Origin of the sequence: Cellulophaga tyrosinoxydans, assembly GCF_900176415.1 — a bacterium.
Taxonomy (GTDB): domain Bacteria; phylum Bacteroidota; class Bacteroidia; order Flavobacteriales; family Flavobacteriaceae; genus Cellulophaga; species Cellulophaga tyrosinoxydans.
In genome coordinates this window covers 1,276,509-1,290,381 of record NZ_FWXO01000001.1, presented here as the reverse complement: position 1 = coordinate 1,290,381, position 13,873 = coordinate 1,276,509, and the positions used below count along the sequence as shown (strand labels likewise).

Genomic DNA, 13,873 nt, shown 5'->3' with positions numbered 1-13,873 from the left:
AATATTTAAAATGCTGGGTTAACAATTAATCTATTAATTCCTGCCCAAAACATTTTTAAGGTAGTTGTTGGTTTTTCTATAAACTCTGATAATAATAAAAGGTTATTGGCGTAGCTTAAAACATCATCGCTTTTACATTTATCTTTATTGATGCTTGTATAAGCCATGTTCCAATTAGGGAAAAATCTAATATCCTTATCGCCCTCAGCCAAAACACGAATATTTTCATGGCGTGAATCTTGACAAATTTTGGCAAAAATCTGTTTCACAACACTCTTTTCGCCTTCTAATATTTGTATAAAAGAGTTCTCATAAAAAACTAAACAACCTGTAATATTATTTTCACTATTAAACTCTTGAGCACTATTCAAAATTTCAACTATATCTTTTTCAATAATTGTATCTATAGCTTTAGATTTATAAGAGAGCTCAAACATTAATAAAAATTTAAAAAAAAGAAAATATAAAAAATAATTATACTTTAAATATTAAGTACTATAATTTACTTACTATCTAGTAATTTCTAATATTTCTAATTTAAGAGTGCCATTGGGGATTGTAATCTCAGCAGTATCACCAACTTTTTTACCCAATAATCCTTTCCCGATTGGGGAATTAACAGATATTTTCCCTGTTTTTAAATCAGCTTCACTTTCGGCAACAAGGGTATATTTCATTTCAGCACCATTGTTCTGGTTTTTTAGCTTTACGGTGGAAAGCACCAATACTTTTGAAGTATCTAATTGTGACTCGTCAATTAAACGTGCATTGGCATAGGTTTCTTCTAATTTAGAAATACGCAATTCTAAAAGTCCTTGTGCTTCTTTAGCTGCATCATACTCTGCATTTTCAGATAAATCGCCTTTATCACGTGCTTCTGCAATAGCTCTAGAGGCTTTAGGGCGCTCTACATCTTTAAGTTGATTTAGCTCGTCTCTTAGTTTTTTTAATCCCTCAGGTGTATAATATGATGTTGTACTCATAATTTAAGCGTTTTGTAAAATAGGAAAATCCTCTTTTTTATAGAGGATTTAAGACAAATATACGTTTTTTTTGTTCAACTTTGTTGGACAAATCTTAAAATGATCTGATGCTATGAACAAAATTTTAGGGCTTATTTTATTGGTTTTAGTTTTTGCTTGCGATACTAATAGCACCACTAGAAATCCGTATTTACAAGAATTTGGCTTTAGGTTTGATATTAATACCAACCTACCCCTATATAGCTCATTAACCAATGAGGGCAGCGCAATTTATATAGATGGCAATCAAGCTGGAACGCGAGGTATTTTTGTGATAAAAACACAAGCAGCCTTTGCTGGCTATAGGGCTTTTGAAGCTAGTTGCCCAAACCACACTCCTAATAATTGTTCGACCATGACTTTAGATAATAGCCAAAACACTGTTACCTGTTCGTGTGAAGAATATAACTATTCATTGTTTACCGGGCAGTTATTAAATCCTCCTGAAGGAGGTGCCAAATATTATAGCATGCTAGAATACAGGGTTTCTGCTAGCGGAAATATTGTTTCAATAACGAATTAATTATTATTTGGTAGAAATGTATATTTCGATAGCTTTTAATTTTTAAGACTGTTTAATTCTGCGACTTCTTTGAGTTTGCTGTTTTTTTTCATTAAAAATGAGGTCATATATCTTTTTAAAAAAATAACATCTGCCAAATTTCCAAGAATGCCATATGGTGCAACGTAATAAAAAACGTCTGTCATTATAGTGATGCCGTTATTCTCTTTAAATAGATGTTCATGTTTGAAAGATTTAAAAATGCCGGAAACCATTTCATCAGAAAAATAATTTGGAGCTTGAAACGCAGTAATTTTTGACGTTATTGATTGATAAAAACCTAAATGTTTTGCTCGCCAAGTAACCCATTCTCCCAATCCAATAAGCCCAGAAGTTTTCCCTGCAATAGCCTTTTCATTGGTATGCGATGTTGATAGCATGTGCAAATCTATACTTCTTGCCAAGTCGAATACCCTTTTAATTGGAGCATCAATTTCTATAAGTAATTCAATTTTGGGCATTCAATTTTCCTTTATTTCAAAATTTCACTCATTACCCAATTAGCATGTAACGCGGATTCTCCCCTTGATGGATGCGGAATTCCATCTAACAAATCTCGTTTTAAATTTTCTACATGATATTGTTGCACGTGTTTTGGGTGCTCAATAAATAAATTTTGTTTGCCTTTAGAATTTTCAAGCACAATATCATTTTCTTCAAAAACGGAGAAACTTATTTTTCCTTGACTTCCATAAATTTCTACAATATCTTCTCTTTTAAAACCTCCAAAATTCCAACTTCCAGTTCCTGTAATTCCATTTTTATGAATCCAACATGAGGTAATAGTGTCCTTTGCCGTATATAAACCTTGCTGATTAGCGCTAATACCTGCCACCTTTTCAAAATCTCCTAATAAATACCCAAACAAATCTAAACCATGACTTGCCAAGTCATCAAAATATCCTCCAGGAGCAATTTTAGCATCTGTACGCCAATTGTACGCTCCACTTAAATCGGTTTCATTAACAGGTTTAGTAAGCGTCCAGTTTATGTGTCTTACCTCACCTATTTCATTCTCTTTAATCCATTTTTCAACTTGTAAAAATCGAGGTAATGAACGCCTGTAATAGGCTACAAACAAGGGAATATTATTGCTTTTAAATGCCTCCACTATTTCTACTCCGTCTGCGTATGTTGGTGCCAAGGGTTTTTCTATGCAACAAGGCTTTCCTGCTTTAGCTACCATTAATCCATATAATTTATGGGTATCTGGTGGGGTTGCAATATAAATAGCATCAATAGAGGGGTCGTTTATAAGTTGTTCAACTTCTGAATAATACTTTGGAACGCCATGCCTTTCTGCAAAATCTTTGGCTTTATCCAAATCTCTTCGCATAACTGCTTCCAATTTAAAACCTAGTGTTTGTTGGTAAGGAGGTCCACTTTTTACTTCGGTAACTGCACCACAACCAATAATTCCCCATTTTAATGGACTACTATATTCCATAATTTTTTAATAACTAATTATCTCTAGTAAATATAATAGAAAGCTAAATAAAAAAGGAGTTTCAGAACAACTGAAACTCCCTTTAATGAAAATAAAACTTAGAACCTTAAAAATTTACTGTGGCTCCAATTAAGAAATTTGTTCCTGCTTGTGGATAATAACCCGCTCCTTCAATAGTAGTGGTTACCCCTGGCGCAGACCAGGTATCGTCATAGGTAAAAAAGTAACCATTAGATTCGTAAAGCGTATTAAAAATATTATTTACTAAGCCCGACAATACAATACTCTTTACAAACGAATTGGTGTTGATCTGGTATTTTACATTAAAATCGAATTGTGTATAGGCAGCCAGTTTGGAACTATTTGCATCTATATTTCCCATGTATTGCTCTCCAACATGTTTTCCAAAAATCGCTAATTGGACATTTTCTTGAGGCATATAAACAAAAGCTCCTCCTGCGACAACGCTAGGTGAATAAGCAATTTCTGTATCTCCAAGATTTTGTAAAACTCCATCTCTTTGAAATACAAAATCTTTATTCTTATTTGTACTTAGCGTTACATTTGGTTTTAGTGCAAATTTTTCACCTAAGGCAATATTAGCATCAATTTCTAAACCTAATCGGTAGCTATCCCCTACATTTTCGCGTAAAGGTGCGCCAACATCATTTAGTTCTCCAGTAAGCACTAATTGATCTTTGTAAGCCATGTAATACACATTGGTATTCAATTGTACATTCTCCGAAAGGTAACGCCATCCCAATTCAAAGTCATTCAACTTTTCTGGTTTTGGATTACCGCTTTCATAATCATTTCTATTAGGTTCTCTATTAGCAACTGCATATGAAAAATAGAAATTGTTATTGGTATTCAAATCAAAAGTTAAACCTGCCTTAGGATTAAAGAAATTAAATGTATCGTCTACCAAACCTGTATCGTCTCCATTTGCTTTATACCCAACAGTTCTATATTGTAGATCTCCAAAAAGACTCCATTGATCATTTAGTTTATAATTTAATTTAGAGTACAAATTAAAATCGGTTTTCGTAGAACTGTCATCATAATACCTGTCTCGGATAGTGCTATTACTAGCGTAACGTGCCCAAATAACTTCTCCAAAATGATCGCCTTTATAGTTGTTCCAACCTCCTCCAAATATAAAATTGACCTTATCATTTACATAATTTGCAGAAAAAACAGTCCCATAAAAATGGTTTTGTAACCAACGACGTCTAATTAAATCGGTAGTATTTACATCTTCACCATCAACAACTATTGGTGTAAAACCGTATGTGTCAAAATCATCATCAGCTCTGTACTGTTCAAAAAAACCACTACCTCTAGTGTAATGAAAAGCAAGGTTTGTTCGCCAATGATCATTTATAGTTTCATTCCATAATAATTGCGCATGATCTTGTTGATAATCATCCACCTCGTTTTCATAGGTGTAAAAATTATACCTACGGTCAGAATTTCTAAGATTATCTGCATCTGAATCTGAAAGTCCGTTTTCTGAAATATAATCTTCAATTCCTTGAGCATCATTATTAATTCTGGCTAATGGCGTGCCGTACCAAGCTTGATACGTAATTTCATGTCCGCCAAACACAAGAGCTTTTATAATAGAGTTGTCATCCTTGTACATCCCTTGCAGAAAATATGATTTTAAATCTGATGTTGCTCTATCTATATACCCATCAGAATTAATTTTAGACAATCTCCCTGAAACCTCAACATGATTATTTAGCAGTCCAGTACTAAACTTAAGCGTATTTCGCAAGGTATTAAAACTACCTATAGATGATGAAATTTGCGCATAGGCTTCATCAGCATAACCGTCAGTAAGCAAGTTTAAACTGGCTCCAAAAGCACCCGCTCCATTGGTTGATGTTCCTACTCCTCTTTGCAATTGTAGACTTTCTACTGAAGAAGCAAAATCGGGCATATTTACCCAGAATGTACCTTGCGACTCTGCATCGTTATACGGTATGCCATTTATGGTGACATTTACCCTCGTTGCATCGCTTCCACGAACCCTAATTCCAGTATAACCAATTCCTGCTCCAGCATCTGAAGTTGTTACTACAGAGGGTAAAAAATTCATTAAAATTGGAATGTCTTGCCCTAGATTTCTAGGAGCAATATCATCTTTAGATAAATTTGAAAAGGTAACGGGAGACTCTTTGGTAACCCGTATTGCAGACACAAAAACCTCATCTAGGACCACCTTTTTGCCTTCTAAAGAATCCGTTGGTTGCTCTTGTGCCATTACGGCATTTGCCATCATAAAGATGATCATTGTAGAAAAAATTGAATTGCAGCGATTTTCCTTATAGTTGTTAATAAATCGCTTTGCATCCCACTGCCCAATGACGGGGAAAAATTTGAAATTTGAAAAAAGCATTTTCATTCGTACTATTATTTAGTGACGAATAAAAGGGGCTATTATTCTTGTTAATAATTGATTTTTGGTTTTTATTCTAACAGCGCTATTAAAATAAGAAACCGTACAAGTTCCTAATGGCGATTTACGCATCCCTTGGCAGCATTACCTGCCCAGGTTCATTGGGTATAATCTCAGCTTCTTCGTAAACTAAATTCAATAATTACTTGAATTCTGCTTTGGATTCAGCACCCCTTTGAGATGGCGCAAATGTACAATCACATTTTATATTTACAAGAGAAAAATGAAGAAAAAAAACATCCATAACTTATTTGGTTTCTACTGATGTTTCTAAAACAATTTTATCCTTATGTTTTACATATCTTTCTAAATTAACATTCCCTTACCAACTGTTAGGTAGATTAAAAACGTATGTATGCTATTGATGCCTAAGAGAATGATTAAAAATAAATCGAAAAATAAATTTACCCTACGTATTGTTCTTAGTTATTTTATTCTAGGAGCATTGGCACTAGTTTCAAGTATTTTTATTCTTTCTGAAATAAAAAGTTATTTATCTATTGACACTTCTGGAAAAAATGATACCAAGCTTATTAAAACAGGATCACTACTAACCCAATTATACGAAGCAGAAAGTTTATCCAAACTCGCATTGCAATCTAAAACAAAGGAGAATTTTACTGCTTACGCTCAAAAAATTGACTCGGTCTCTGCAGAAATAGATGCTTTAAAACAAGTTATCTATAACAAGTACCAATTAAAATTGCTAGACAGCGTGCAATACCTTTTAAAGCGCAAAACCTATAATAATGAAGAGTTAAGAAGGTTAAAACTTAAAAATGAAGCCAATAGCTCCTTAGACATTGCCTTGAATAAGTTTTTAAAAATGGAAGCCTCTTTTGATAAAATCTCTATTTACGATTTTAATCAAAATCCTGAGAAGTTACCTAGCTATGAACGAAAAATATTGGAAGATTGGGTTGCTCTTTTAAATGCCAATGTTAAACAAGATGAACATACTATTTCCGACCCCAAAAAGGCAGATTCAATCTTAGCCGCGTCAAAAAAAATATTGACAGAAGCCATTGAAAAAGACAAATCCAATCAACTTTCTTTAACCGAGAAAGAAATGGAAATAAACCAAAACGATTTAGATTTATCGCAGCAATTAAGAAGCATCATAGCCGCTTTTGAACAAGAGGTAATAAATGCTACCTATACAGATACCATAAAAAGACAAGATGTATTAAACAAAAGCATAAGACTTGCTGGTATTGCTGCCTTATTGGGTTTTATGGTTGTTGCTTTTTTTACCTTTTTAATAACGCGCGACTATTGGCGTGTACAAACTTACCGACAGAATTTAGAGGAAGAAAAGAAATTTTCAGAATCGCTTTTAAAAAGTAGAGAACAACTTATCTCTAGCGTAAGTCATGATTTAAGAACTCCATTAAATACTATTACGGGTTATTCTGAATTAATGGAAAATACCAGTTTAAATACTAAGCAATTAGCGTACTTAAAAAATGTAAAATCTGCCGCGTCTTATGTTGATAATCTTGTAAACGACTTATTGGATTTTTCTAAACTTGAAGCGGGAAAACTAAAAACTGAGGCCATCCCTTTTATGCTATCCGATTTAATACATGAAACTAGCCATAGTTTGAAGGAAATAAATAAACAGAAACCAATAACGCTTACTTTAGATATAGACGACAAATTAAAAAGTGCAGTTATTGGCGATCCTTTTAGAGTGCGACAAATATTAACCAATCTTATTAGCAACGCCTATAAATTTACACAAGAAGGTTTTATAAACATAAAGGCAACCGTAGAGCGTAATGATGGCAATAACATTACCACTAAAATACAAGTCATAGATTCTGGTATTGGCATAGAAAAATCAAAACAAGAAGATATTTTCAAGGAATTTACACAAGCGGATGAACATACAGAACGTAAATATGGAGGTTATGGCTTAGGATTAACCATTTCTAAAAAATTAACCAAGCTTTTAAACGGTACCATTTCTTTGGATAGTGAAAAAGGAAAAGGCAGCACTTTTACAGTGGTGATTCCGTTTAAGATTAGTAAAACAAAAATAATTAGTCAACCTAAAAAAGCAATCGCTCCAATAAAATCTGGATTATCTATTTTAATTATTGATGATGATATTGCTATGCTCAAACTATTAAAAGAGGTTTGTGAAAGTTACGCTATAACCACCACTACATTTACCAATTTTAATGAAATTGCAAAAAATGCTAATCTTACGTATGATTTAGTCCTTACAGATATTCAAATGCCAAATATTAGTGGATTTCAGGTTCTGGAAAATTTTAAAACCGGAAACTATACGCATTACGTTAACCAGCCTATACTGGCCATGACGGGAAGAAAAGATTTAAACCCAAGTTATTATTTGGATAAAGGATTTTCAGAGATACTGCAAAAACCTTTTTCTAAAAATGACTTTTTTAACAAGCTAGCGCATTTATTCCCTGAGGTTGTTGTGATGAATACTAGTGGAATATCTGAAAAGCCAAGTAGTACTTCTACGCTATACAATCTTGAAACACTCTCTTCCTTTTTAGGTGATATTACTAATGGGCTACAAGAGGTTGTATTTACTTTTCTTAGTGATACAGAAGAAAACATGAAAATACTTAACGAAGCTGTTAACGCAGAAAATTTCGAATCGATAAATGCCGTTTCGCACCGTATGTTATCCATGTTTAGACAACTACAAGCAAAAGATTGTATTCTATTATTAGAAGAATTTGAGCATTTACAAAGAGGAACAATTTCTCTAAAAGAATTAACCTCTAAATTTAATATCCTTAAAAATAATGTAACCGCACTTAAGTTGGCATTAATTGCCAATGAGCTTAATGATAATTACAAATCTAAATTGTAAAAACTAATTTTATTATACAGCGTTTTTCTTGTTATTTGAAGCAGTTTGGCTGCCTTAGATTTATTAAAATTTGTTTCTTTTAACGCCCTGAGTATTTGCTCTTTTTCATAAGCATCTTTAGAAAAATTAGCATCAGCAATGTTTTTATTTGGCTCAAAAAGTTCTTTAGGTAAAACGTTAGCTTCAATCAACGTTCCGGGAGTTAGCAGTACCGCCCTTTTAATAATATTCTGTAATTCTCTTAAATTACCTGGCCAATGGTATTTTCTAAAAATGGAAATTACCTCATCTGAAAATCCTTTTACCGCTTTATCTAAAGCACTATTTGCTTTGTCAAGAAAATAATCGGCGAATAACAATAAGTCTTCAAATCGCTCCTGCAACGAAGGTATCTCTATCGAAAATTCATTAATTCTATGGTACAGATCTTCTCTAAAAGTACCATTTGCAACCGCTTCGGATAAATCTTCATTTGTTGCTGTAATTAATCTAAGATCAACAGCTATTTCTTTAGTACTTCCCACGCGTTTTATTTTGCGCTCCTGCAAAGCTCTTAATAATTGTATTTGATTTTCGTAACTCAAATTTCCAATTTCATCTAAGAATAGAGTTCCTCCGTTTGCCGCTTCAAAATGTCCAATTTTATCTTCAATAGCGCCAGTAAAACTACCTTTTATATGTCCAAAAAACTCACTAGTAGCAATCTCTTTAGGGATAGCTCCACAATCAACGGCAATAAAATTATGTCCATGTCTTTTACTCTGATCATGAATAGCCTTAGCTGTCACCTCTTTTCCTGTTCCACTTTCTCCTGTAATTAAAATAGACATATCAGTTGGCGCAACAAGTTTAATGTATTCCTGTAATTTTTTAGAAGCCTCACTAACTCCTGAAATGGAACTAGTGCTAGGTTTAGGTGAATTATCAGGTTTATTTGTTTGGGGTTCATTTTGAATATTTGACTCCACTTTATGTTTTAATGCATTGGCAATTACCATTACAATTTCCTCAGGAGTAAAAGGTTTCGATATATAATCAAAAGCACCTTTTTTCATAGCATGTACCGCCGAAGATACTTCTGCGTAACCCGTCATAACAATGACTGGAGTTTTAAAATTTATATCTTTTATATCTGCCAACAGTTTAATGCCATCATAGTTTGGTAATCTTAAATCTGTAAGTACAAGATCAAAATTATCGTCATTAAACTTTTGTTTAGCATCTTCTGCATTGTAACTAATAGCAACTTTATATTCCTTTTTGGTTAAAAACTTTTGCAGCATTTGACCAAAGGCAGCATCATCTTCAATAATTAAAATTTTAGACATATCAGTAGTATTCTAGTCTATACTTACGTTAAAAATACTACGATAAGACGGCTACATTGTTTTAAAGTTATCATAAAAAGAAAGGAGTTGCATTTAATGCAACTCCTTTTCAATTAAACCAACTTGATACAAATAAGAACATTGGGTTTACTATAATTCGATCCAATTCCCTTTTTCATCAGCATAAAGCGTGCCTGAAGTTCCATCTTCTAAAGAAACTTCAAGTTTATATTGGTTCTTATCATTTACATATGCCTTATCTATGGTTGCTGATGGATAACTTTTGCTTACTGCAGCACTAACCGCTTCAGGCAAGTTATCCATAGTAATTTCTGAAAACCCATCTTGAGTGGTTTCAACAACTTCTGAAGCTGCCATGGCCATCTCGCTCTCTTGAGCAAATGCAGTTAAACCAACGAATGTAAATACGGATGCTAGAATTAATTTTTTCATGATATTTATTTTTTTAATTATTAAACTTGTTAGGTATACTGAAATAATAATGCCATGAACTACTATTTCTCAATTTTAAACACAAGTATTTGATTTTCAATTTATTAAAAAGTATTTCTGATTTTTAGTACTGTGTATAATTGTATAATTTTTTATGGAATTGTGTAATTTATTTACACTTTATGTGTTTCAAAGCAATAACAATTAAAACTAAAAAAGGTTGCCGAAGCAACCTTTTTATAACCAAACTAACTAACTTAATCTACTCTAACCAAACTCTTACATTTCTAACCAATTGCCTTCTGCATCGGCGTGTAATTCTAAAGTTTTACCGTTCTCTTGTGTAACTTCTAATTTATATTGAGACTCCTCGTTTACATAGGCTTTGGTAATGGCAGCTCCAGGAAAATCTTTTTCAAGAGCTTTTGTTACTGCCTCAGGAAGTTCTGCTATTTTTATTTCTGTAAAATCTTGAGCAAAGATTCCCTCCATAATCCCATCATGGAAAATTGGTGTTGTTGCCGTTGCGGTAATTGTTCCTAAACTACCTATGGCCAGTGCTGTTGCAAATACTAACTTTTTCATCTTTATCAATTTTATTATTCAACATTTATTTTTAAACTCGATTAGTATACAGAAAGAATAATGCCAGAAGCAACACAAATCAAAAAACCATTGCAACTAACTGTTTTACAATGGTTTATATTTTACAATAAAAATAACAATGTGTGTATTACTGTATACTTTAGTTATTTTATGTGTAAAAAGTATACACTTTTAAAATCTATTTTTAGTTTTTTACTTGATGTGCAGGTTTCAATAAATCATTAACCGTTTTTACCGGATTAAAAGTTATTAAGGGCACTTCTACGAAAATAGTATTCCAAAAAGCCATTGCTCCGTTCCAAAGGCCTGGAAGTTCAAGAGCTTTTAATTCTTTACCATCTTTAGTTTTCTCGGTGATAAAACCTTGTTTAACATCAACAAAATTCAATAAATTATATTTTTCTCCTTTAAAATCTTTTATACCACAAACCAAATCTACTGGATTAAAGTGAGTAGAATTACTAAATATTTCCATCTGATTTTTACTAGCTGTATCGACTTGTGCTGACTCAATTATTTGTAGTGAAATATTACCTTTCTTATCTTTTATCCAAAAAGGACCTCCGCCTGGTTCACCTTCGTTTTTAACCATACCGCAAATACGAATAGGTCTATTAATTTTATCTTTTAATATTTCTATTTGCTGTGCTATACTGTAACCATTATAATTTTCAGAAAAACGAACATTTAACTCATGTTCTAAAAACGCTTTAATTTCTTGCATTTTATCAAAATCAATAGCTGCATTGTGCTCTAATATTTTAGCATATTCAAATGCTTTTTTCTGCACTTTTAATAAGAGTCCTGCTAATACTTTTTTACTATTAGCCACCTCTACTATGGCATTAGAGGTCACTACATTATCTATATTTTTAATAAATATGATATCTGCTTTTTGGTCATTTAAGTTTTCTATAAGTGCTCCATGTCCTCCAGGACGAAATAATAAAGATCCGTCTGGCTCTCTAAAAAGTGTATTGTCCATATTTACAGCAATCGTGTCTGTTTCTGATTTTTGAAATGAATAACTAACATTAAAAGAAGTATTCGTAGCTGCAGAGACTCTTTCTTTAACCCGGTCAAACTCTTGATTAAACATTTCGCCATGCTGTTCGGATATGGTAAAATGAAGCTTGGCATCTCCTTTATTAGATGCATATAAAGCTGCCTCCTTTAAATGTTCCTCAAAAGGTGTAGAAGCAAAATTTCCGTAATTATGGAAAGGCAAAAGACCTTTTGGATAAAAACCAAAATTTAATCCCTTTTCCTGCAACATTTCTTCTACAAAAAAATACAGTTCTTCTCCTTTGGAACTGAACTTTCCATTTATTCTTTTCTCTATGATTTCATAAAATGGTAGCTTTTTTAATCCTTGATAAAAGGTATTAAGATCTTTATCTCCTGTTCTATTAAAATAATCCTCTAAACTTTCATTTTTTGGATTATACTTTTCTAAGAAATTAAAAAAAGCTTTAAACATTCTCGATGCAGCACCAGAAGCTGGAACAAACTTTAAGAGTGATAAATGATTTTTGGCATTTTCAAAATTTTCGATTAGCTCCTTTTCATCATCATTAGAAAATTTTAAAATTCCATTAGTAACAACAGCGGCCTTTTCTAATTTAACAAAGGGTATTCCTTCTTTAAATGTTTGGATCTGACCTTCTACTTTTTCTGCCGCTATTCCTTTAGAAATTAATTGCTCTTTATCTTTTTCTGAAAATGCTATCATGGATTCAAAAGTTTATTAATATGATGAATTGCTGTTTTAAGTCTTGTATTCTTATCTCCTTTTAAAAGAATATACTTTCTATTATACTTTTCTAAGGTGTCTTGAAAATATTGAAACATGCGTTCTCTTTCCAACGGTTTATCGCGCAAATCGTCTTCTTCCCAAGGTACATCAATATAAGTCAAAAAATATAAATCATAAGTATTTTCTAGGGCATATTTTTCTAAAATTGGATCGCAATGTCCAATATAATACGCTTCGGAATATACTTTTGTTTCCAACAAATCTGTATCGCAAATCAAAATTTTATTAGCTTTTTTAGCCAATTTATTTTCTAGCCTCATTTGGCCTTCTGCTATAGGCAATAAATCTTTTGGTTCGCAAGTTTTTCGCTCTTCATTCCATTTATCTTGCAAATATTCTCTAGCATATTCTGGCACCCAAACCGAATTGTAGTAGCGCGCTAATTGACCAGACAAGGTGGTTTTACCCGTAGATTCTGGTCCGAATAATACTATTTTAATTACGTCTGAGGGTTCTTGTTTAAACTTTTCTTCCATGCGGAATATCCAAAAATTGCAATGAATGTAAATAATAAATACTGTAAGCTAGTAAAAGTAAAGCCTTTGTAAAAATATAAAGGCACTGATATTAAATCGCCCACAATCCAATATAGCCAATTTTCTACTTTACGTTTGGCCATTAGCCACATTCCAACAAAAAACACGGCAGTTGTTAAAGTATCAACATAAGCAGTCCAGCTAGTCCATTTATCAAATAGTTGATAAACCACAAATACAAATAATAAGGTGCTTATAAAAATTATAATAGATGTCTTATGCTCTTTTATTGTGGTGTGGGTTATTGGCGTTACATGCTGGTCATCTACTTTTCTTGTCCAAACATACCACCCATAAACACTCATGATAAAATAATATACATTTATGAGCATGTCTCCAATTAATCCCCAAACAATAAGTAGGTAAACAAATATGGCAGTACTTATCATTCCGGTAGGATATACCAGAATATTATTTTGTTTAGAAAACAGCACAGAAAGTAATCCAAATAGTACCGCAACTATTTCAAGAACTATGTGATAGGTTTTGTAATCGGAATATTGTTCAAAGAAAAAATCAAAAATGGGGCTCATACATGCTTCTATCCGATTTAACAATTTTCATATAAAGTAAGCCTTTGTCCATGAGCTCAAAAGCTTCTTTTATTTCTGTGTTGAGCACCTTCATTACGCTATCGTATTCACCATATACTTGAGTGCTTAATGGGTTTTCTAATACGGTTAACCCAGAAGCTCTAAGTTTTTTAATAAAACTAATGATAATAGGTTCAAAGGAATCTTGTAAGGGAGATAGGGTAAGTTCTACGGAAATATTCATGTTTA

The 13,873-nt window shown here is 32.6% G+C and carries 14 protein-coding genes; 2 read left to right on the top strand and 12 right to left on the bottom strand.

Going from position 1 to position 13,873, the window contains the following annotated elements:
• Positions 1-5 precede the first annotated feature (5 nt).
• A complete protein-coding gene (locus B8963_RS05815) occupies positions 6-437 on the bottom strand; it encodes a BLUF domain-containing protein (protein WP_084060453.1) in 432 nt (143 codons plus the stop codon).
• 72 nt (positions 438-509) lie between these two features.
• Positions 510-983 (bottom strand): transcription elongation factor GreA, encoded by a 474-nt coding sequence (greA, locus tag B8963_RS05810; protein ID WP_084060452.1) that lies wholly within the window; start codon positions 981-983, stop codon positions 510-512.
• 112 nt (positions 984-1,095) lie between these two features.
• Here greA and B8963_RS05805 point away from each other — a divergent pair, with 112 nt between their 5' ends.
• The gene (locus B8963_RS05805; protein WP_084060451.1) at positions 1,096-1,545 is read left to right on the top strand and encodes a Rieske (2Fe-2S) protein; all 450 of its coding nucleotides are present in this window, start codon (positions 1,096-1,098) and stop codon (positions 1,543-1,545) included.
• Between the two features lie 35 nt (positions 1,546-1,580).
• Here B8963_RS05805 and B8963_RS05800 read toward each other — a convergent pair whose 3' ends face one another.
• The 3 genes from B8963_RS05800 to B8963_RS05790 form a co-directional block, all read right to left on the bottom strand.
• Complete coding sequence (locus tag B8963_RS05800; protein ID WP_084060450.1) at positions 1,581-2,045, bottom strand: SRPBCC family protein; 465 nt, start codon at positions 2,043-2,045, stop codon at positions 1,581-1,583.
• 11 nt (positions 2,046-2,056) lie between these two features.
• Entirely contained in the window at positions 2,057-3,031 is a 975-nt protein-coding gene (locus tag B8963_RS05795) for a Gfo/Idh/MocA family protein (protein WP_084060449.1), read from the bottom strand.
• A gap of 106 nt (positions 3,032-3,137) precedes the next feature.
• Positions 3,138-5,330, bottom strand: a complete 2,193-nt coding sequence (locus B8963_RS05790; protein ID WP_143312476.1) for a TonB-dependent receptor — start codon at positions 5,328-5,330, stop codon at positions 3,138-3,140.
• A gap of 520 nt (positions 5,331-5,850) precedes the next feature.
• Between B8963_RS05790 and B8963_RS05785 the strand changes: the two genes are divergently transcribed.
• Positions 5,851-8,352, top strand: a complete 2,502-nt coding sequence (locus B8963_RS05785; protein WP_084060448.1) for a hybrid sensor histidine kinase/response regulator — start codon at positions 5,851-5,853, stop codon at positions 8,350-8,352.
• On the opposite strand, the gene B8963_RS05780 is transcribed toward B8963_RS05785, so the two are convergent.
• The 7 genes from B8963_RS05780 to B8963_RS05750 all read right to left on the bottom strand — a co-directional run bounded on the left by B8963_RS05780 (position 8,334) and on the right by B8963_RS05750 (position 13,868).
• Positions 8,334-9,680, bottom strand: coding sequence for a sigma-54-dependent transcriptional regulator (locus B8963_RS05780; RefSeq protein ID WP_084060447.1), 1,347 nt, complete (start codon positions 9,678-9,680; stop codon positions 8,334-8,336). The genes B8963_RS05785 and B8963_RS05780 overlap by 19 nt on opposite strands.
• A 150-nt stretch (positions 9,681-9,830) precedes the next feature.
• A complete protein-coding gene (locus B8963_RS05775) occupies positions 9,831-10,133 on the bottom strand; it encodes a PepSY-like domain-containing protein (protein ID WP_084060446.1) in 303 nt (100 codons plus the stop codon).
• A gap of 279 nt (positions 10,134-10,412) precedes the next feature.
• A complete protein-coding gene (locus B8963_RS05770; RefSeq protein WP_084060445.1) occupies positions 10,413-10,718 on the bottom strand; it encodes a hypothetical protein in 306 nt (101 codons plus the stop codon).
• 205 nt (positions 10,719-10,923) lie between these two features.
• Entirely contained in the window at positions 10,924-12,471 is a 1,548-nt protein-coding gene (locus B8963_RS05765; protein ID WP_084060444.1) for a DUF4301 family protein, read from the bottom strand.
• The gene (locus B8963_RS05760) at positions 12,468-13,031 is read right to left on the bottom strand and encodes an AAA family ATPase (RefSeq protein WP_084060443.1); all 564 of its coding nucleotides are present in this window, start codon (positions 13,029-13,031) and stop codon (positions 12,468-12,470) included. The genes B8963_RS05765 and B8963_RS05760 overlap by 4 nt, the downstream gene beginning before the upstream one ends.
• Positions 12,995-13,624 carry a nicotinamide riboside transporter PnuC gene (pnuC, locus tag B8963_RS05755; protein ID WP_084060442.1) on the bottom strand — a complete coding sequence of 210 codons (630 nt, stop codon included), beginning with the start codon at positions 13,622-13,624 and terminating at the stop codon, positions 12,995-12,997. Before pnuC ends, B8963_RS05760 begins: the two co-directional genes overlap by 37 nt.
• Complete coding sequence (locus B8963_RS05750) at positions 13,608-13,868, bottom strand: thiamine-binding protein (protein WP_084060441.1); 261 nt, start codon at positions 13,866-13,868, stop codon at positions 13,608-13,610. Before B8963_RS05750 ends, pnuC begins: the two co-directional genes overlap by 17 nt.
• Positions 13,869-13,873: the final 5 nt, after the last annotated feature.